The sequence below is a fragment of the Pseudomonas sp. DCA-1 genome (assembly GCF_046523955.1).
GTDB lineage: Bacteria > Pseudomonadota > Gammaproteobacteria > Pseudomonadales > Pseudomonadaceae > Aquipseudomonas > Aquipseudomonas putida_Y.
On record NZ_CP169881.1, the window covers coordinates 3448479 to 3466608 of the forward strand.

Annotated in this window: 22 protein-coding genes; 21 read left to right on the top strand and 1 reads right to left on the bottom strand. The window is 63.2% G+C overall.

Annotated features, from left to right (window positions below; genetic code table 11):
• Positions 1-17: 17 nt before the first annotated feature.
• The 8 genes from ACE4QZ_RS16220 to ACE4QZ_RS16255 all read left to right on the top strand — a co-directional run bounded on the left by ACE4QZ_RS16220 (position 18) and on the right by ACE4QZ_RS16255 (position 6278).
• Positions 18-233, top strand: coding sequence for an AlpA family transcriptional regulator (locus tag ACE4QZ_RS16220; protein ID WP_103469164.1), 216 nt, complete (start codon positions 18-20; stop codon positions 231-233).
• A 2-nt stretch (positions 234-235) separates the two neighbouring features.
• Positions 236-1114, top strand: a complete 879-nt coding sequence (locus tag ACE4QZ_RS16225) for a ParA family protein (RefSeq protein WP_103469165.1) — start codon at positions 236-238, stop codon at positions 1112-1114.
• Positions 1115-1128: 14 nt separating this feature from the next.
• A complete protein-coding gene (locus ACE4QZ_RS16230; RefSeq protein ID WP_103469166.1) occupies positions 1129-2667 on the top strand; it encodes a ParB family protein in 1539 nt (512 codons plus the stop codon).
• A gap of 16 nt (positions 2668-2683) precedes the next feature.
• Positions 2684-3235 carry a DUF2857 domain-containing protein gene (locus tag ACE4QZ_RS16235; RefSeq protein ID WP_103469167.1) on the top strand — a complete coding sequence of 184 codons (552 nt, stop codon included), beginning with the start codon at positions 2684-2686 and terminating at the stop codon, positions 3233-3235.
• Positions 3229-4446, top strand: a complete 1218-nt coding sequence (locus ACE4QZ_RS16240; RefSeq protein ID WP_103469168.1) for an STY4528 family pathogenicity island replication protein — start codon at positions 3229-3231, stop codon at positions 4444-4446. The genes ACE4QZ_RS16235 and ACE4QZ_RS16240 overlap by 7 nt, the downstream gene beginning before the upstream one ends.
• A gap of 151 nt (positions 4447-4597) precedes the next feature.
• Entirely contained in the window at positions 4598-5353 is a 756-nt protein-coding gene (locus ACE4QZ_RS16245) for a PFL_4669 family integrating conjugative element protein (RefSeq protein WP_103469169.1), read from the top strand.
• Positions 5350-5844: a DUF3158 family protein gene (locus ACE4QZ_RS16250; protein ID WP_103469170.1), complete on the top strand. Its 495-nt coding sequence runs from the start codon at positions 5350-5352 to the stop codon at positions 5842-5844. Before ACE4QZ_RS16245 ends, ACE4QZ_RS16250 begins: the two co-directional genes overlap by 4 nt.
• Positions 5845-5849: 5 nt before the next feature.
• Entirely contained in the window at positions 5850-6278 is a 429-nt protein-coding gene (locus ACE4QZ_RS16255) for a single-stranded DNA-binding protein (RefSeq protein WP_103469171.1), read from the top strand.
• 93 nt (positions 6279-6371) lie between these two features.
• Here ACE4QZ_RS16255 and ACE4QZ_RS16260 read toward each other — a convergent pair whose 3' ends face one another.
• Positions 6372-6599, bottom strand: a complete 228-nt coding sequence (locus tag ACE4QZ_RS16260) for a hypothetical protein (RefSeq protein ID WP_103469172.1) — start codon at positions 6597-6599, stop codon at positions 6372-6374.
• A gap of 141 nt (positions 6600-6740) precedes the next feature.
• On the opposite strand from ACE4QZ_RS16260, the gene ACE4QZ_RS16265 reads away from it, so the two are divergent.
• The 13 genes from ACE4QZ_RS16265 to ACE4QZ_RS16325 all read left to right on the top strand — a co-directional run bounded on the left by ACE4QZ_RS16265 (position 6741) and on the right by ACE4QZ_RS16325 (position 17990).
• Positions 6741-7085, top strand: a complete 345-nt coding sequence (locus tag ACE4QZ_RS16265) for a helix-turn-helix domain-containing protein (RefSeq protein WP_102689183.1) — start codon at positions 6741-6743, stop codon at positions 7083-7085.
• Between the two features lie 97 nt (positions 7086-7182).
• On the top strand, positions 7183-9150 hold the full coding sequence (locus ACE4QZ_RS16270; protein WP_103469173.1) for a DNA topoisomerase III: 1968 nt from the start codon (positions 7183-7185) through the stop codon (positions 9148-9150).
• A 742-nt stretch (positions 9151-9892) separates the two neighbouring features.
• The gene (locus ACE4QZ_RS16275; RefSeq protein WP_103469174.1) at positions 9893-10432 is read left to right on the top strand and encodes an STY4534 family ICE replication protein; all 540 of its coding nucleotides are present in this window, start codon (positions 9893-9895) and stop codon (positions 10430-10432) included.
• A 67-nt stretch (positions 10433-10499) separates the two neighbouring features.
• Complete coding sequence (locus ACE4QZ_RS16280) at positions 10500-10757, top strand: hypothetical protein (RefSeq protein WP_103469477.1); 258 nt, start codon at positions 10500-10502, stop codon at positions 10755-10757.
• Positions 10758-10823: 66 nt separating this feature from the next.
• Positions 10824-11318 carry a JAB domain-containing protein gene (locus ACE4QZ_RS16285; protein ID WP_103469175.1) on the top strand — a complete coding sequence of 165 codons (495 nt, stop codon included), beginning with the start codon at positions 10824-10826 and terminating at the stop codon, positions 11316-11318.
• Between the two features lie 65 nt (positions 11319-11383).
• On the top strand, positions 11384-12100 hold the full coding sequence (locus ACE4QZ_RS16290; protein ID WP_103469176.1) for a hypothetical protein: 717 nt from the start codon (positions 11384-11386) through the stop codon (positions 12098-12100).
• A gap of 130 nt (positions 12101-12230) precedes the next feature.
• Positions 12231-12740, top strand: coding sequence for a PilL N-terminal domain-containing protein (locus ACE4QZ_RS16295; RefSeq protein ID WP_177410016.1), 510 nt, complete (start codon positions 12231-12233; stop codon positions 12738-12740).
• Entirely contained in the window at positions 12737-13408 is a 672-nt protein-coding gene (locus ACE4QZ_RS16300; RefSeq protein ID WP_103469177.1) for a hypothetical protein, read from the top strand. The genes ACE4QZ_RS16295 and ACE4QZ_RS16300 overlap by 4 nt, the downstream gene beginning before the upstream one ends.
• A gap of 10 nt (positions 13409-13418) precedes the next feature.
• Complete coding sequence (locus ACE4QZ_RS16305; RefSeq protein ID WP_103469479.1) at positions 13419-14138, top strand: TIGR03759 family integrating conjugative element protein; 720 nt, start codon at positions 13419-13421, stop codon at positions 14136-14138.
• Positions 14120-14674, top strand: coding sequence for a transglycosylase (locus tag ACE4QZ_RS16310; RefSeq protein ID WP_103469178.1), 555 nt, complete (start codon positions 14120-14122; stop codon positions 14672-14674). Before ACE4QZ_RS16305 ends, ACE4QZ_RS16310 begins: the two co-directional genes overlap by 19 nt.
• Positions 14671-15090 carry an integrating conjugative element protein gene (locus ACE4QZ_RS16315; protein WP_103469179.1) on the top strand — a complete coding sequence of 140 codons (420 nt, stop codon included), beginning with the start codon at positions 14671-14673 and terminating at the stop codon, positions 15088-15090. Before ACE4QZ_RS16310 ends, ACE4QZ_RS16315 begins: the two co-directional genes overlap by 4 nt.
• Positions 15091-15099: 9 nt before the next feature.
• On the top strand, positions 15100-17223 hold the full coding sequence (gene traD / locus ACE4QZ_RS16320) for a type IV conjugative transfer system coupling protein TraD (protein ID WP_103469180.1): 2124 nt from the start codon (positions 15100-15102) through the stop codon (positions 17221-17223).
• A gap of 38 nt (positions 17224-17261) precedes the next feature.
• The gene (locus tag ACE4QZ_RS16325; RefSeq protein ID WP_103469181.1) at positions 17262-17990 is read left to right on the top strand and encodes a TIGR03747 family integrating conjugative element membrane protein; all 729 of its coding nucleotides are present in this window, start codon (positions 17262-17264) and stop codon (positions 17988-17990) included.
• Positions 17991-18130: the final 140 nt, after the last annotated feature.

The window sequence follows — 18130 nt, forward strand, 5'->3', positions numbered from 1 at the left end:
CGCTACGGAGTGACATCATGCAACCGACCAACCTTGCCCCTCTGCCAGCCGACCGCCACATCATGCGCCGCGATGAAGTGGAGCAGAAAACCGGCTTCAAACGCTCGCACATCTACAACCTGATGAAGGCCGGCCAGTTCCCGCAATGCCGGCGCATCGGTATGCGCGCCGTCGGTTGGGACTCAATGGAGATCGAACAATGGGTCCAGGACCGACTGTCCACGGGAGACTGACCATGGACGTCCTCTCGCTGATCTCGACCAAGGGCGGCGCGGGTAAAACTACCGTCGCCGCCAACCTGGGCGGTGTGCTCGCCGATGCTGGCCTTCGCATTCTGTTGCTGGATCTGGACAGCCAACCGACGCTGTCCAGCTATTACGCTTTGTGCGATGCCAAGGACGCCGGAAGCTACGAGCTGATCGCTCAGCAACTCACAGCGCCGGAGCAGATAGTCTCGACGACCGTTATTCAGCACCTAGACCTGATCGTCTCCAACGACCGCGCCGGACACATCAGCACCTTGCTGCTGCACGCGGCCGATGGCCGTCTGCGCCTGCGCAACCTCCTGCCCGCCTTCGAGGATCATTACGATGTGCTGATCATCGACACCCAAGGCGCACGCAGCGTAGTGGTGGAGATGGTCATCCTCGCCTCCGCTTGCGCTCTGTGCCCGGTCCTTCCAGAAATGCTTGCCGCGCGCGAACTGCGTCGCGGAACGCTGGGCCTATTCGAAGAGCTGGAGCCCTACCGCTACTTGGGCGTTGCCTTGCCGTCGGTGAAGCTGTTGCTCAACCAGGTCAACGCCAATCGCCGTGATACGCGCTTGATCATGCAAAGCCTGCAAGCCTCTTTTCAGGACGATACCCATGTCAGCGTCTGCCGTTCGCTGCTCCCCGACCGCGTGGCTTATCCCAATGCCGCCTCGCTCGGCCTGCCTGTGCACCGCGTAGAGCCAGTTCCACCGCCCGGCAGCCGCAGCCCTTGTGCCGCCGAGATCATGCGCGGCTTGGCCATTGAGTTGTTCCCGCAATGGGCCGAGCAGCTCGGTGCTCTTGCCGCGCCTGCATCTGGTCGCCCGGCCACTGCCGAGCACCAGTTGATCCGTCGCGGCTGACCGGAGAATAAGTGATGAAGCCGCCGACCTCCGAAGACATCACACGCCAACTGCAGCAGGCGCACTTTCCGCACAAGCACGGACGCGACCTAGCGGCGGCCCCAGTTGGCGATACACCGATGGTGGTCAGTCTCGAGCAACTGCGGCCCTACGAGCTGAACCCGCGTGTGGTGCGCAACCCACTGTATGACGATATCAAGGCTTCAATTCGCGAGCGCGGCCTGGATCAGCCGCCCGCCATCACCCGCCGCCCCGATGAGTCGCATTTCGTCATCCGCAACGGCGGCAACACTCGTCTGAGCATTCTCGGTGAACTTTGGCAGGAAACGCGCCAAGAGCGCTTCTTCCGTATCCATTGCCTGTTCCGCCCTTGGCATTCGGAAGCGCATACGTTGCTTGGGCACCTGGCCGAGAGTGACCTGCACGGCCAGTTGACGTTTATCGAGCGGGCTCTCGCGGTAGCGAAGCTCCAGGACATGTTTCAGCTCGGCGATACCCACCTCACCCAGCGTGAGCTCGCGACGCGCTTGAGTGAGGGTGGCTATCCCATCTCGCAGTCACACATCAGTCGCATGTTCGACGCGCTCGAGCACCTGCTCCCCGTCATCCCGCAGAAACTGTATGCGGGCCTGGGCAAACCTGCCATCGGGCGCCTCATCAGCTTGCGACGGCGGACAGAGTCGATCTGGAACCAGTACTTCGGCAGCCCCGAGCAGTTCCCGCTGCTGTGGTTTGAAGCGCTGTCAGCATTCGACGGTGAAAAGCCCGAGCTCGATTTGAGTGAGCTGCAGGACGAATTGATTGCCAGGATGGCAGTGAGCCTGGAGCAGACACCTCGTCTGCTGGCACTAGAACTACATCAGGGGCAACGTCCCTCACTGCCTCCAGCGGACAGCACTCAGGTCCCTCCAAAAAATCAAGCTGGCGAGCCTCCGGTCCCCTCGTTGACACCAGAACGTCCATCGGATACGTCGACCGCGGTGTCCAATCCCGAGCCCAAACAAGCTGGTGGAACGCTCCTGCCACGGCAAGCTCCACGCTTACCCGAAATACGCCAGGCGCTGGGTGACGAACCGTTGCAAGACAAGCCCTTGGAAGAGCTCGAGGATACTCCGAGCCCGGTTGACACGGCACCCTCACGCCCCGAGCCACTGGACGATATCAGCGACTTGCGCGCGAGATGCGCCGCCCTCGCTGCCGACCTTGCCGCTTACGCAGACGCCGGCGACATGGTCAGCCCCCTCTTGGACGGCCTGGGCTTCACCCTTTCACCGGGTCATGGCGAGCGACTCAGCTCGCGGCACACCGGTATCCAGCTGCTGCTCTCGGCCCTGCTGCGCCTGCAGGACGACGTGGCCTGGAAGGAACGTCAGCAGTTGCCGGCAGCACTGTTTGGTCAGCTGCTGATCGGCGTCTACGACCTGCCCTTCACCGACCGCCCAGCCCTGACGGTGGGCCTTGAACGACTTCCTGATGCTCAGCTGGAGCAGCTGTTCACGCTGATCCGCCACGCCCGACAGTTGATCGAACTGACGCTGTCGTCCACTCGATAACGTGAGGAGCCACCTCATGAGCAAGACTTTCAATCTATTGAACCATGCCATGTTGAACCAGGTGCTGCATGAGCTGCGCCATGGCCGCCTACAGCGCTGCAAGGCCCTAGGTCTGGCCGATGAAGACATTGAGGTGCTGCAGTCGCTGCCGCCAACTACCTTGTCCCACCTGGCGCACTCGTCAATCGCCTGGGTCGAAGTGAAGGTCGACATCACCGTGTTGCGACGCCTGATCGTCCAGGCCGAACGCGACGAACAGAACGAGCGGTTGATCAACCGGGCGCTCAAGTTGGGCGCGAGCTCAAACATCATGTACCGCTGCTTCGGACTGGACCATTCGGAGACCGCGTTGCGCCGCCGTGTGCTGAAGATCGAGACGCACCGCGGTCGGCCAGTCCAGCTCAGTGAAGTGCAGGAGCATGCCGTGTGGAATCGCTGGAGCCAGTTGCGCACGGAGGATCCGGACAACGATCCGCTGGACACCATGATGATGCTGGCCGAGGAACAACACATCAGCCTGACCCTGGTCTGGCAACAGATCGAACTGTACGGAGGCACACCATGCTGAGCTTTTACGAGGTCGACTGGCAGGACGTGGTGCGTCAATGCTACGACGCCCTTCGGCGCCGAAATGAGTGGTACGCGGCGAACGGCAAACTGGCTGTCCCCACCGAGGAGCCCGCGGTGCGGACGATCTACTACGGCGACAACAACCCGCTGCCGCAGACCTTGCTGCTGGACCGCCGGCTGACGCCACTGGAACGTAATACCTGGCAGGTCCTGCGCTGGCTGATCACCGAACGTAAGGTCAAGACGCCACGCTATCAGGACCTGCAGCCCTACCTGGCCACCAGTCCTTGCGGCGCTCAGGCCTCACGCGAAACCATCGCCCGCGCACTCAACGTTTTGCGCACCACTCGCTGGCTCAGTCTGGTGGAACGCTCACGCGATGCCAACGGCTGCCTGCGCGGTTGCGTCTATGTGCTGCACGGCGATCCGTTGACCGCAGCCGAACAGTTGGAGCTGGACAGCGGCTACGCGGCGTTGCTACGACAGAACCTCTCCCATGCCACCAAAGGCGTCCGAGACGTGGCGCAGCATGTGATCGCCGAGATCCAGGCCGACCCCCAGCTGTCCCAGCTCGACAAGGACAGGCTCGGCTCGCTGCCGCCGGTCCACCAGCAAACACTGCCGCTGATGAGCGATGAATCAGATGCAAAGGATTCCGAACCTGGCGCACTCGACCTCGTTCGGAATTCTCCGGCTGGCGCAACAGATCCCGAACCCTGCGGCAATGCACCGGATTTGCCTGTGGTTCGGAATACCGACGCTGGCCGTACAGTACAGAAAGACCAAAGCAAAAAAAGTACGGTACTGGGGCAGGTGGAGTTTGGTCGTGCGCGATGGCCCGAAGATTTACCGCTGAACCCGAACGAGCGGCGCATGGCCTCCCAGGCGATGCGTCAGCTCGAGCCGGAACAGCAACAAGCGGTGATCAATGAAGCGGCGGTGCGCTGCGCCCGCGGTGAGATCCGAAAACCCGTCGCCTACCTGATGGGCTTGATCAAGCGCGCCTGCCAGGGCGAGTTCACCCTGTGGGCCGCGCGTACCGAGGAAGAGAAATCCTCGACCCCTCCCTCACGCACAACCAAGCCTGCGTCGGAGCAACCGCCCCGCGAGCGATCCAAGCGCCGCGGTCAGCGCACCGCGTCGCCACTTGCCCTCTCCTGCCTGGAGGAACTGAAACAACGCTGCCGAGGGATCACTGCGGCTACATAGGGCTGGAACTCGGTGGATCTAATGTCGATGCCATCGGTTCCAGGGGGATCCACTCTCGGGAAAATGCGAGCAATCCACCTTCAGGTAGATCCGCATCGCCAGCCAAGGATCGGTCCATCGTCGGCGTCATTCCGACGGCGAGGTACTGGCGATGGTCGATCACTACCAACTCAACCTGGGTTCCCTGCGCAGCAGCATCACCCTCACCCTGCACACCCACCATGCGGCACGCCTGTGGCAGGGGCGCAGCGGCCGCGACGGGGTACACCCGATTCTGGGCATGCCCGGTTACATCAGCGTCACCAACCTGCTCAAGCACGCCAGCAGCCAGGGCGATCCATACGCCGACTGGTTCATGCTGCAGCTGGAGGAAAAGCTGCTGCAGGCCAGGTTGGACATGGCCACGCTGACGCAGCAAATGAGCCGCGTGGAACGGGCCCTGCCCACGCAAGTCGACGTCGGTGACAACCTCAACATCCACCCAGTCACCCTGCCGCTGTTCATCGGCAGCCAGCTGGGCTTTCTCGCGATCTACCTGCTCACCGACTACGACACCCTGGTCCGGCGGGTACTGCTCGCCCACCACACAGCGCTGATCGGCCGGGGCGACATGGAGTCCTGGATCGATGGCGGCGCACATCTGCTGCGCAGCCTGTTCGGCCTGGCGCAGCGCTACCGCCTGGCCGGGGTGAGCCGCGACGACATGGCCGCCAACAACGCCCGCGCCCGCGAAGCCATCGACAAGTTCGGCACCCTGCCGCAGGACATTCTTGAAGGGACACGCCGCTCACAATTCGCCCCACCGATCGCCCGTAACAACGCGCATTCCGAAATCGAAGGCCCGAATCCGCCGGAAGCCGAGGAGCAGCCTACAGCGGACACCGCGAACGACGGGGGTGAGGCATGACCCTGGCCGAAGCCATTGCCCGGCGTTTGTCAGCCGATGCCTATCGCGAGTTTGCACAAGGTGCCTCCCTAAAAGGCCTTTTAAAGCCTTTTAAGGGTAAGGGGGAGCTGCAGCAGTTCGCCGAGACGATCCTGCGCCTGCGCACCCAAGTCGCCGAGTTGATGGCGGTAATGTTGGCGATCATGGCCCAACCACCCTTCTCGTTTCTGGATCTGCGTTTGGTCGTCCAGCACAGCGCGACGGGCACTGAATTCTTGCGCTGGCGCAGCCCGGATTTTCTGCGCATGGGCGTGCAGGTGTGGCAGGAGACGCTGGTTCAGCCGCGGCTACACCCTGAACTGCGGCAGGCGCTGTATCAGCTAGAGACCAACCGCGTGGTGCTGAACCTGCAGATGAGCAGCCTGCAGTCGCTGTATCGCCAGGCCATCACTGGCGCCAGCAAGCTCGAGGCCGCCGAGCTCGCCCTAACCCGTTCCCCCACCGAGGAGTAACCCGCATGAGTACTTTGTTTGTTGGTGAAGGCAACATCGGCAGCGTGCCGGAGTATCAGGAGTTCAACACCAATCCGGATGAGCCGCGGCGCCTGCTGCGGCTGAATGTCTACTTCGACAACCCGGTACCGCGCGAAGGCGGCTACGAGGATCGCGGCGGCTACTGGGCGCCCGTCGAGCTCTGGAACCGCGACGCCGAGCACTGGGCCACGCTGTACCAGAAAGGCATGCGCGTTTTGGTTGAAGGGCGCACGGTCAAGGAGGAATGGGAGGACAGCGAGGACAACGCCCGCGTGACGTTCAAGGTGGAGGCCCGGCGCATCGGTATTCTGCCGCACCGCCTGGCCTCGGTCACCATGCGCGAGAAAGCCAACGATAACGCCAGCACTTCACGCAAGGGGGGTGGCAAGAAAGCGCCACGCAAGTCCGGATAAGTGCGTGGCACTCAGTGGAATTGGCGCCCGCAGCGCGACATCGCTGGAGCCATACAGTCAGCTCAGCGGGCAACACCGGCTGCTGCCGATGTTTCATTCTCGCCTGGCACTCCTATGCCGCTCATGTTCCAGCATTTGCTTCACTTCCGCCAAATACTGGTCCAGGGCAAGGAACGCCCGCCAGTGCAGCGGACTCTCCTGAAGCCAAGCAATCAGCCGGGCGCGAGCCTGCTCCTTGTCCGGTTCCAGATGGGTGGCCATAAACAGCTCATAGGCCTTGATCGCTAGCGCATCTGCCTCACTCTGGTGGGATCCGTGCAAGTTTGTTGCCTCCGTGGTGACGGTCGGGTCATCCAGCTTTTTTCGGTGATACGCCCCACAGGGTTGTTAGTCAACCTTTTGAGCCGTTCATATCTTTGGGGTGCTGTTCGACCATATGGGTCGAATTGGAGAGCGCCCCCATTGCCCGTGAAAGAGCCTAGCCCACATCACATTGGTCGCCAGTTGGCGAAGTATCGTCGTGCCCGGCACTTGACCCAGACACAGGTCGGCGAGCATCTGCAGATTTCTGGCGAAGCGGTGTCGCGCCTGGAGCGTGGCTTCGTTGAGCTCTCAGTTTCCAAGCTGCTGCAGTTGGCCGACTTATACGGCTGCCCCGCCGATGAGCTGCTGCTCGCGATCAGCCCTCGGCCGCAGGACCTGGGCGTGCAGATCAACTCGATCATCAAGGAGCTCGATGATGCGGATAAGCAATTCGCCTTGGAGTCTCTGAAAGCGCTGGCGAGCCACCTTGCGCAACGCAAGTAATGCCCCTCCGCCGATATGAGCTCGGCACCTTCGGATTTACCCTAGCGCTCCGCGATTACACCCTCACCCTGTCGGTACCCACCGAGAGGGCCCGCGTATGCGCCTGTTCATCTGCGAGAAACCATCCCAAGCCCGCGACATCGCCCGAGTGCTGCAGGCCTGCCGCCGCGGTGATGGTTGCCTGAAGGGTCAAAACCTCACCGTCACCTGGTGCGTCGGTCATCTGCTGGAAACCGCGCCGCCTGAAGCCTACGGCGACTACAAGCGCTGGTCGCTGGATGACCTGCCGATTATTCCCAGCCGCTGGCAACTGGTGCCCAAGCCCAAGGTTGCTGGCCAGCTCAAAGTCATCATCCAGCTGCTGCGCACCTGCAGCGAAGTAGTGATCGCGACCGATGCCGACCGCGAAGGCGAGATGATCGCCCGGGAGATTCTCGAACGCTGCCAGTACCAGGGGCCGATTCTGCGCCTATGGCTATCCGCGCTGGATGAGTCGTCGATCCGCCGAGCCCTGAGCGCATTGCGTCCGGGAGAGCAGACCTTGCCGCTGTACCACTGTGCCCTCGCCCGCTCCCGTGCGGACTGGCTGGTCGGCATCAACCTGAGTCGGCTGTTCACCCTGCTCGGCCGCCGCGCCGGTTTCGATGGTCTGCTGCCGGTGGGACGCGTGCAGACGCCCACCCTGCGCCTGGTGGTCGAGCGCGACCGGGCGATCGCGAGCTTTGTGCCGCAACCGTTCTGGACCGTCGATGCACACCTGGAGCAGGACGGCATCCGTTTTCAAGCGCGCTGGCAGCCCACCGCCGCCGTCAGCGATGCGGTTGGACGCTGCATCGACGAAAACGCTGCGCAGCAGGCGCTCAGGCGCCTCACTCAAGCCGACAGCGCGCAGATCGACAGTGTCGAAGTCGAGCGCGTGCGCGAAGGCCCGCCGCTGCCGTTTGACCTGGGCACACTGCAGGAAATCTGCTCGGCCAAGCTCGGACTCGGTGCACAGGAGACCTTGGCCACTGCCCAGGCCCTGTATGAAACACACAAGGCGACGACCTATCCGCGTAGCGACTGCGGCTACTTGCCGGAGAGCATGCTCGATGAGGTGCCGCGCGTGCTCCACGCCTTGGCCGCCGCCGCGCCTTCGCTGGGGGCAGTCCTCAAGGAGGTCGACCCTTGTCGCCGCTCCCGCGCCTGGAACAGCAGCAAGGTCACCGCGCACCATGGCATCATTCCCACCGCCGTCACCCTCAACCTAACGCAGCTCTCCGAGCGCGAGCTGGCGGTGTACACGCTAATTCGCGCCCGCTATCTCGCGCAGTTCATGCCCGAGCACGAGTACCTGAAAACCCAGGCGCAGTTACACAGCCAGGCAGACCAACTGGTGGCGCGCGGCAAGCAGATCCTGGCTCGCGGCTGGAAGGCGATGATCAACGAGGCCGACGGCAACGAGCCGGCCGAACCGGTGCAGCGGTTGCCGACGTTGCGTGAATCCACGACGGTGGCGCTGGTCGACGCCACGCTCAACGCACAGCGCACGCTGCCACCCAAGGCCTACACCGAAGGCACCCTGATCAAAGCCATGAAAACTATCGCCAGCCAGGTGGCCGAGCCGCGCCTCAAGCAGAAGCTCAAGGAGAGCTGCGGGCTCGGTACCGAGGCCACCCGCGCGGCCATCATCCAGGGCCTGATCGATCACGGTTACCTGACCAAGAAGAAACGCAGCCTGGCTGCCTCCGCCGCGGCGCATACCTTGATCGAAGCGGTGCCGCCAGAAGTAGCCGACCCGGTCATGACCGCGCTGTGGGAGCAGGCGCTGGACCGCATCGAATCGGGCCAGCTGAGCGTCGAGACCTTTCTCGCCAAGCAGGCAGAATGGCTGACTCGACTGGTGCGCAGTAACGCCACGCTCACCCTGCGCCCGCCCCCCAGCAAGGGGCCGTTCTGCCCGGTTTGCCGCAGCGCCATGCGCCAGCGCAAAGGTCGCACCGGCAGCTTCTGGTCGTGCATCCGCTACCCCGAGTGCAAGGGCACTAAAGCTTTGGCCAAGACCAAGCGGGCGAAAAACACATGACTTGACGGCACACCACAGCGCTGGTGTAGTGATCTGGCCCCTCGCCGCTTGGCGACCTAGACCGATTCGCTCCGGGCAGCTCGGTCAGACTCCTAGAGTTCGGAGCCACACTTCAGCACATCTGCGGATGACTTCTCAGCGTTCCAAGTCCCCCAGGTGGATGACCCGTGCGGCTTGTACCAAGCCTTAGGGGTCATCCGCTTCGGCGACGATGCTCAGCTCCGGTGCCCGCCGGCGAAACACTGGGCACCTTTTGTGCGCGGATGCGTGCCAGTTGATTCCGACCCAGGCCACGACAAGGGTCGGTTGATCCAGGTGGATCGGCAGTGGAGTTCTGCGACGGACTTCGGTGCCACATCGCCGGGTCAAGGGTGGTCCAACTCCTCCTAGCCTGATGACCGTCGGGCTATTTTTTCGTCGCCGAGAATCCACCGAAAGCCACCCGACTCCGCCCGCCCAGACCGCCTGAAAACCACGGTTGACGGGCCTTTTGCAGCGTCTTATAGATGACCTGTACCTCGCTGTCGTTGACAGCACCCAGGTAGCCAGGACCTTCAAGGCTACGCCCGCTTCGGGTGGTTCTCCCCAAAAGTGCGACTCGCGCTCGGCAGCTCGCACGGTCACCGCCCCATCGGTGATGAGCGCCTTCTCAACCGACCATGTGTTTGCACCTCCCCTTGCGGAACTCACCAGCCGCCAGGGCCGGTGGATGTCCGCGTTTCTGCTGAACAGGAGCTTCATCATGACTACTGCAAGCAATAACGCCCCCACCACCTACTTCAACCTGCACACCCAAGGCATCGGTTACCTGAACCGTGTCCGCGAAGTCCCGGTTCGCCGCGGCCAAGCGTTCATGGCCTGTGACATCGCTGCCCTGCACGGTGCCTCGGACGACGTCGAGTACACACGCTTCGACTGCAAGGTCGCCAGCGGTGAAGCCGACCGGCTGATCCGTGAACACCTGGAAGACGTCCAAGCCGAACGCAAGGTCCTTATCGCGTTTCGCATCGGTGACCTCTGGGTCGATCCGTTCATGTACGAGAAAGGCGAACGCAAGGGGCAACCCGGCGCCAGCCTCAAAGGCCGACTGATCTTCATCGAGTGGATCAAGGTCGACGGTCAGTTCAGCTACCGTGCGCCGGCTCGGACCGACGCTGCCGCCGCCCCTGAGGCTGCTGAAGCAGCAGAATCGGAAACAGCGAGCAGCGAGGGTGACGCTGACCAAGGCCAGCCAACCCCACCCGTTGCACGTAAATCCACTGCCGCACGTCAGTCTGCCTAAGGCAGGTTGGCCGCCCGCAGCAGGCGCTCTTATGAGCGCCTGTTGTACCTTCATGTCGGAGGTCGCCATGGAAAGCTTCTGGCTCTGTGAAGACTGCCTGCAGGCGGTCGCCTACGACGACTTCAGTGCGCTGTCGCTGTACTACAGCGAGGCTGAAGTCGAACACCGCATCGCTCACTTGCGCTTACAACTGCAGGCCCTGCTGCCCCTGAGCGCCGATTTCGATCCGCATACCGGCGCCGGTATCGAGGCCTTTTCCACGCAACCGTGCGAAGTCTGCCAAAGCCCCCTGCACGGCACTCGGAATCGCTTCACGCGCCTTTGATCACACACCTAAACCAGCCTGGGGCAAGCCCCAAGGGGGCGCTCCATCAGCCACGAGGAATTGCCCATGAACACCACCTTGAACCTCGTCGAGCCGCTCGATCCCGTACTGGCTCAACGCGCCCGTGAGGATGCGCTGATCACCGAGGCCCTGCAGCTGCTGGACCAACGTCACTTCCAGCGCGGCGAGGTGCTGATAACTCCCGCCGATGCCGCAGCCTACTTGAAACTGCAACTCGCCCCTTACCACCACGAAGTGTTTGCCCTGCTCTGCCTCGACTCGCGCCACCGTGTGCTGAGCTTCGACATCCTCTTCACCGGCAGCATAGACGGTGCCTCCGTGTATCCCCGCCAGGTGGTGATCAAGGCACTCGAACACAATGCCGCCGCCGTGATCTTCAGCCACAACCACCCCTCCGGCTGCTCGGAACCGAGCGGCGCCGATCGGGTGCTCACCACCCGCCTGACTGAGGCTTTGGCCCTGGTTGAGGTATGCGTCCTGGACCACATCATCGTCGGCGAAGGCACTCCGCTTTCGTTGGCCGAATACGGCTGGATCTGACAGCCCACCTTGCCCTTGAGGTCACCGCCCGTTCGGGGTGACCTCGGCGCTTTCGGAGAACCACCATGCACCCTTCCCTGCCCAATCCGTTTCTTCGCGGCTTCCAAGACCTGCGCTACGAGCGTGTCCTGCAGATCAGCTATGCCAACGATTGCCCACCGTGCTACCGCGCACTGCACCCGGCTCAGAACGAGCTGCCCAATGAAGCCATCAACCTGCAGCCGTGCCTGTTCGATGACGACGTCGCGGTGATCACCGACGGTGTGTGCGTACCCGAGTTTCTGCGCATGCGCTGCCCGGCCGATGGCCTGGTGAACACAGTGCTCTACCAGATCATGGGCAATCAGCTCGGACGCTCGATGCATATCGGCGACCTCGGCAACGTGGAAGCCGCGCGTAACCTGATAGAGCAACTGTCCTTTGCCACCGGGCACTACAGCCGCAGTTGGGAAATCAGCAGCGCCCACCTGCCCGCAGACGACTTCGAGTACCTGCAGGTGCGCGCTTGGTGCAATTCACCGGCGGGCTTCTTCGAGTGCTTCGAACTCAACGCCAGCCATGCCGTCGGCTGCAAACTCTATTCGACGCCTTGGGCAACAGAAGCTGAAGCCCGGGGCAGCCCCTGCAGCGCCGACGAGGTCAGTGGGCGGATGCTCGCTGACCGTGTTCCCCCAGTGTTACTCAAGCTGCTCCTACTAGCAGGCCAGGCGGACATCCGCCTGCTGATCTTTGACCCTGACGCGGCACCGCTCTCGGAGCTACCGCTATTCACCGAAGAATGACCAAGGCGCCCTCCCGGGCGCCTTTTTTGTGGTGGCTGACAGAAAAACTAGCTCGACAGATTCGGTTTTCCAGTGGGGACTCGCCTCGCGCCTTCGCCATGGTATCGGCAACATTTGTCGAGACTCGGTCATGCACACATCCCTACTTCCCACCCTCGGTCTGATGATCGCCCTGGCTGGCTGCAGCACCCCACCTCCGGCTCCTGCACCCGCAGCACCACCCGCTTTGCCGGCGACATCGCCCAAGCCGAAAACCCAGCTTCCGGCCTGGGTCCGCCAGGACCGTTACACCCTGGTCACCACGCGTCCCACGGTGGAGCAGCGCCAGCCGCTGTATCAATTGGTCAACGTGCAGATCTCGCCAGCCCTGCATGCCACCGTCGGTGAAGCCCTACGTCACGTGCTGCACCGCTCGGGCTACGCGCTGTGTGCCGACAGCCCAGCGGTGGATCGCTTGTTCCGTCGCCCTCTGCCCGCGGTACAGCATCAGCTCGGACCGATCTCGCTGCTGGACGCCCTGACCATCATCGGCGGCCCGGCCTGGCGACTCGAGATCGATCCGGTCGAGCGGAGCGTGTGCTACGCCCTGCGCGTGCCGTCGCCTGCACCTCCATTCTCCACACTGGAGATTGCGCCATGAAGGTCCTCCATTTTCAGGCGCTGGTGGTCGGTGCCCTGTGCCTGGGCGCCGCGGTGCTCGCCGCCGAAACGTACAACCATCACCAACAGTTGGCCGAGCTTCAAGCTGCGGCCCGCAATGCCCCGGCGGATCCAACGCCAGCCCTGCGCCGCGATATCGATGCTTTGGCCGACAAGCTCACGACGCTACAGCCGCAGGTCGTGGCGCTGGGCGAGGCGCAAAGTCGACACACCACGGCGCAGGTCGCCCTCGGCCAGCAGCAGGATGAGCTGGCCGCCTCGCTCAAGACGCTCCAGGCGGCACCGCCAGGTTCAAGCAGCACCGATATGACAGCGCTGGAACAACGGCTGGCCGCGGCAGAGGCGACGTTAGAGAGACTGTCGGCCCGCCCTTCTGTGTCTGCGGCCGCCAGCACGCAGCCACAGGCCTCCATCGGTGAAAAAGCCAAGGCCAAGGCGCTGACACCGCCCTTCACCTTGCTGGGTATCGAGACCCGAGGTGACGTCAGGTTCGTGGCTGCCCTGCCGGTCGGCGCCCATTCGCTGACAACCGTGCACCTGCTGCAACCGGGAGACAGCTTTAACAGCTGGCAGTTGCGTGCGATCCGTGCGGACCAGGTGGTATTCCACATTCCTGGGCATGGCGACCGCACGCTGCCACTGCCGTGAAGAGGTGCGTATGACTCGGCTCTCCATTCTCTCGTTCATCCTGCTTCCCGGCTGCCTATTCGCAGAACTGGCGTTGAGCGCGCCAAAACTGGTCGACTCAGCCCCGCAGTTCAGCGAACAAACGCTGCTGGATCGGCAGGTATCCGATACGGCTCGGGCCAAGGCCTGGGGGCTAACCGATGATGAGTGGGCCAAGTTCGAGCGCCTGCAGGCTGGGCCCCGCCACTACTGGTCGCCGCAACTCGATCCGCTCACCACCCTCGGCGTAGAGGCCGACTCTGACCAGGAAAGGCAGCGCTACGCCGAGTTGCAGGTCCGTCTCGAAGCCAAACGTGCCGAGCGCGAGCTGGCCTACCAGAAGGCCTACACCGCCGCCTGGGCACGCCTGTTACCTGGGATGCTGCCCGTACAGGGCATGGCCGATGATCCAGCGGCTACGCCTGCTGGCCGCTTTGCCGTGTTTGTGGAGGAACGCTGCCCGCCCTGCGTCTCCAGCACCCAGCAATGGCTGCGTGGCGGTACGCACCTCGATGTGTACCTGGTCGGCAGCCAAGGTGACGACGGGCGTCTGCGCCAGTGGGCACGTGGCGCGGGCATTACCCCCGCCCAGGTCAGCAGTGGCCAGGTCACCCTCAACCATGACCGCGGCCGCTGGTTCGCCCTGGGTGCCAGCCGCCCCTTGCCGGCGCGCTTCCAGCAGGTGGACGGAAAATGGCAGCGTATCGAGTGATCCTAGCGCTGGCCTTGACCGGTGCCGCGGCCGTTCAAGCGGGAGCGCTGCCGCCGCCTGCGTATCAACTGGCAGCCGCGCGCGCCGGCATCCCCGCCTCCGTGCTGTTCGCCATCGCCCTGCAAGAGAGCGGTACGCCGCTGCGGGGTCACCTAATGCCCTGGCCTTGGACCCTGAATGTCGCCGGCACATCGCTGCGCTTCGCCCGCCGTGATGAGGCGTGTGCCGCACTCAAACAAGCGCTGGTCCGTCACGATCCGAAGCGCATCGATGTCGGGCTCGGGCAGACCAACCTCGGCTACCACCCGGACCGCTACCACAGTGCCTGCGAGGCCCTCGATCCACGCGCCAACCTGGCCGTGACGGCAGATCTGCTGCGCGCCCACTACGCCGACAGCGGTGACTGGGTCGTGGCGGCGGGCCGCTATCACCGCCCTGCCGGCGGTAAACCTGCAGCGCGCTACCGCCGACAGTTCAGCCAGCACTGGCAGCGTGTGCAGGCAGTCGTGTCCTATCCGAGAGGGCCGCAGCCATGACCCATCGGTGCTGGATAACGCTGTTTACCTGCCTGTGGTGGACGGTTGGCGCGCTCGCGGCCCCCAGCCAACTGCCCGATCCCCGCGCGTTGACCTGGACCCTGCCCATACACAGTACACGCCTTTCACCCGGTGCCGTGTCGCCAAGGGCATTGAGCCTGCCAGGGTTCACGCCGCTGTTCCTGGTCGGGCACGACGCCGCTTCTCTGGAATGGTTGGCCCAGCATGCGCAGACGCTGCAGAAGCTGGGCGCCAGCGGTCTAGCCGTTGAAGTTACCGACGCCCAGGCGCTGCGACGTATCCAGGCGGCAGCCCCGGGACTGAACATCTGGCCGGTGAGTGGTGACGACATCGCCGAACGCCTAGAGCTGCAGCACTACCCGGTGCTGATCACGCCCACCGGCCTGGAACAGTGAGGGTGCATCATGGGCGAACATGCGATGGAGTCTCTGCTGCGTCCTGCGGTGGAGCTATACACCGTGGGTATCTGCGCGGGTGCTGGCGCCCTATGTCTGCACTCACCTTGGGCGGTAGCCCTGTCGCCCGAGGTGGGGGCCGGCATGGCACTGGCCTACACTGCATTCGGCCTGAAGCGGCTGAATGAGGCACGGATCGTCCTGCGCTATCGACGCAACATCCGCCGCCTGCCGCGCTATTCGCTGACCAGTCGCCAGATTCCGGTGAGCGGCAAGCGCCTGTTCATGGGCCGCGGCTTTCGCTGGACCCGCCTGCACACCCAGCGTCTGCTCGAGGCGCAGGACCCGGCGCTGGCCCGCTATGTCAATCAATCGGCGGCCCACCAGTGGGCACGGCGGATGGAGCACTTGCTGGAGAAGGCTCCACCCGGGTTGTCGCTGCTGCCCCGCCTGACCGCCTGGGACAGCCCATTGAACCCGGTGCGGCCACTGCCACCGGTGGGTGGCTCGCCACTGCTGCATGGCGTCGAGCCGAAGGAGCAAGAAGCCAGCCTACCGCTGGGCGAACGCGTCGGGCATACCCTGGTACTTGGCACCACCCGGGTCGGCAAGACGCGCCTGGCCGAGGTGTACATCACCCAGGACATCCATCGAACCAGCCAGGAGGTGGTGATCGTCTTCGACCCCAAGGGCGATGCCGACTTGCTCAAGCGCATGTACGTGGAGGCGCGGCGCGCCGGCCGCGAGCGTGAGTTCTATGTGTTCCACCTGGGCTGGCCGGAGATCTCCGCCCGCTACAACGCCATCGGTCGTTTTGGCCGCATTTCGGAAGTCGCCACCCGCATCGCTGGCCAGCTCAGCGGTGAAGGCAACTCGGCGGCGTTTCGCGAGTTTGCCTGGCGCTTCGTCAACATCATCGCCCGGGCGCTGATCGAGCTCGGCCGCCGCCCTGACTACCTGCAGATCCAGCGGCACGTGGTGAACATCGATGCGCTGTTCATCGAGTACGCTCAGCATTTCTTCGCCCGCCATGATCCTCAGGCCTGGGAAGCGATCGTGCAGATCGAAGGCCGCCTGAACGAGAAGAACATCCCACGGCATATGATTGGCCGGGAAAAGCGCGTGGTGGCGATCGAGCAATACCTGACTGCCAAGCGCATTTTCGATCCTGTAATGGACGGCCTGCGCTCGGCCGTGCGCTACGACCGCACCTACTTCGACAAGATCGTGGCTTCGCTGCTGCCGCTGCTGGAAAAACTCACCAGCGGCAAGACCGCACAGTTGCTCGCCCCCAACTACACCGACCTCGACGATCCGAGGCCGATCTTCGACTGGCTGCAGGTCATCCGCAAACGCGGCATCGTCTACGTCGGCCTGGACGCGCTGTCCGATGCTGAAGTTGCCGCTGCCGTCGGCAACTCGATGTTTGCCGACCTGGTCTCCGTAGCTGGCCACATCTACAAGCATGGCATCGATCATGGCCTGCCAGGCTCCTCCAGCGCTGCGGACAAGGTGCCGATCAATCTGCATGCCGACGAGTTCAACGAGTTGATGGGCGACGAGTTCATTCCGCTGATCAACAAGGGTGGTGGCGCCGGTATCCAGGTCACCGCCTACACCCAGACCTTGAGCGACATCGAGGCACGGATCGGCAACCGGGCCAAGGCCGGCCAGGTCATCGGCAACTTCAACACCCTGCAGATGCTTCGCGTGCGGGAAACCGCGACCGCAGAACTGCTGACCAAACAACTGCCCAAGGTCAACGTGCAGACCCGCACCCTGGTCTCCGGCGCGACGGACACCGCCGATCCGGACGCCCGCACCGACTTCACCTCCTCCTCGCAGGATCGGGTCACCACCACTTCGGTACCACTGATTGAACCCGCGCACATCATCGCCTTGCCCAAGGGCCAGATGTTCTCGTTCCAGGAGGGAGGACAGCTGTGGAAGGTGCGCATGCCGCTACCGAAGTCGGCTAGCGACGATGCGATGCCGGCGGATCTGCAGGCCCTGGCCGCGCGCATGCGCGAGTCCTACAACGCCAATGCGGGGAGTTGGTGGAGCAGCGCTGGCGGTGCGCCGACGGTCGATTTTGATCCCGAGATGCCTCCACAAGGGCGCAGGCACTCCTAATCTGCGCGCCGTGAGCAACCGAGTACTGTGGAGCCCATATGCCGACTGCCCCAGACAGCCCACCGCCTCCACAACGAAGTCCGGGACTCATCTTCGGCATGCTCGAACTGTGTCTGCGGCTACTCGGCCTGCTGTTCGCTTCGCTGATCTTCTCCATTGTGCTGGAATTCGTGGGCATGCTGTGGTTCTGGTCCGAGCAGGGCTGGCACCATAGCCATGCCATGTGGCTGAGCGAGCTAGGCTGGCTCAGCGATCACTTCAAGAAGTCATTGCTCGTGCAAGAGCCGGCGCAAGCGACCGTCAAGGTACTCGAACACCTGAACGACTGGATCGTAGTGCGGTCTGGATGGGCGACATCTGATACCCAGCTGAAACTGCTCAGTCAGGAACCTTCAATGCAGGGGCAGTTCGCGCAAGTCTACGTTGTGATGCAGGACTACCTGCTCGCAGCCCTGTTCACGACCTTCACTTTCGCAGTGCGGCTGGCCGTACTCACTTTGGCCACCCCACTGTTCTTGCTCGCGGTGATCACCGGCGCGATCGATGGCTTGATGCGTCGCGACCTGCGTAAGTTCGGAGCAGGCCGCGAAAGCAGTTTCGTCTACCACCGAGCAAAGCGGACACTACTGCCGCTGGTGGTCAGCCCCTGGGTGATCTACTTATCCTTGCCCTGGTCGGTGAATCCCATCTGGGTGCTGCTGCCATGCGCCATTTTACTTGGCATCATGGTGGCCATCACTGCTACTACATTCAAAAAATACCTTTGACTGCCCACCTCGGCGAATGCCGAAATATGTTATTTAAAATCAACGCCTTAGAACGTACACGGTTGAGGCAAAACAAGCAGTAGCCACACCGACGGCACAACCACGGCTCCCTATCATTGATCGCAGGTTATCTACGCGCG

What these genes read in the sequence shown, in the direction of transcription:
- ACE4QZ_RS16280 (WP_103469477.1), top strand. Translation starts at nt 10,500, where the DNA reads ATGGAAAGCTTCTGGCTCTGTGAAGACTGCCTGCAGGCGGTCGCCTAC.
- ACE4QZ_RS16220 (WP_103469164.1), top strand. Translation starts at nt 18, where the DNA reads ATGCAACCGACCAACCTTGCCCCTCTGCCAGCCGACCGCCACATCATG.
- ACE4QZ_RS16270 (WP_103469173.1), top strand. Translation starts at nt 7,183, where the DNA reads ATGCGCCTGTTCATCTGCGAGAAACCATCCCAAGCCCGCGACATCGCC.
- ACE4QZ_RS16310 (WP_103469178.1), top strand. Translation starts at nt 14,120, where the DNA reads ATGGCAGCGTATCGAGTGATCCTAGCGCTGGCCTTGACCGGTGCCGCG.
- ACE4QZ_RS16240 (WP_103469168.1), top strand. Translation starts at nt 3,229, where the DNA reads ATGCTGAGCTTTTACGAGGTCGACTGGCAGGACGTGGTGCGTCAATGC.
- ACE4QZ_RS16225 (WP_103469165.1), top strand. Translation starts at nt 236, where the DNA reads ATGGACGTCCTCTCGCTGATCTCGACCAAGGGCGGCGCGGGTAAAACT.
- ACE4QZ_RS16255 (WP_103469171.1), top strand. Translation starts at nt 5,850, where the DNA reads ATGAGTACTTTGTTTGTTGGTGAAGGCAACATCGGCAGCGTGCCGGAG.
- ACE4QZ_RS16305 (WP_103469479.1), top strand. Translation starts at nt 13,419, where the DNA reads ATGACTCGGCTCTCCATTCTCTCGTTCATCCTGCTTCCCGGCTGCCTA.
- ACE4QZ_RS16235 (WP_103469167.1), top strand. Translation starts at nt 2,684, where the DNA reads ATGAGCAAGACTTTCAATCTATTGAACCATGCCATGTTGAACCAGGTG.
- ACE4QZ_RS16245 (WP_103469169.1), top strand. Translation starts at nt 4,598, where the DNA reads ATGGTCGATCACTACCAACTCAACCTGGGTTCCCTGCGCAGCAGCATC.
- ACE4QZ_RS16315 (WP_103469179.1), top strand. Translation starts at nt 14,671, where the DNA reads ATGACCCATCGGTGCTGGATAACGCTGTTTACCTGCCTGTGGTGGACG.
- traD (WP_103469180.1), top strand. Translation starts at nt 15,100, where the DNA reads ATGGGCGAACATGCGATGGAGTCTCTGCTGCGTCCTGCGGTGGAGCTA.
- ACE4QZ_RS16230 (WP_103469166.1), top strand. Translation starts at nt 1,129, where the DNA reads ATGAAGCCGCCGACCTCCGAAGACATCACACGCCAACTGCAGCAGGCG.
- ACE4QZ_RS16250 (WP_103469170.1), top strand. Translation starts at nt 5,350, where the DNA reads ATGACCCTGGCCGAAGCCATTGCCCGGCGTTTGTCAGCCGATGCCTAT.
- ACE4QZ_RS16290 (WP_103469176.1), top strand. Translation starts at nt 11,384, where the DNA reads ATGCACCCTTCCCTGCCCAATCCGTTTCTTCGCGGCTTCCAAGACCTG.
- ACE4QZ_RS16300 (WP_103469177.1), top strand. Translation starts at nt 12,737, where the DNA reads ATGAAGGTCCTCCATTTTCAGGCGCTGGTGGTCGGTGCCCTGTGCCTG.
- ACE4QZ_RS16285 (WP_103469175.1), top strand. Translation starts at nt 10,824, where the DNA reads ATGAACACCACCTTGAACCTCGTCGAGCCGCTCGATCCCGTACTGGCT.
- ACE4QZ_RS16275 (WP_103469174.1), top strand. Translation starts at nt 9,893, where the DNA reads ATGACTACTGCAAGCAATAACGCCCCCACCACCTACTTCAACCTGCAC.
- ACE4QZ_RS16295 (WP_177410016.1), top strand. Translation starts at nt 12,231, where the DNA reads ATGCACACATCCCTACTTCCCACCCTCGGTCTGATGATCGCCCTGGCT.
- ACE4QZ_RS16325 (WP_103469181.1), top strand. Translation starts at nt 17,262, where the DNA reads ATGCCGACTGCCCCAGACAGCCCACCGCCTCCACAACGAAGTCCGGGA.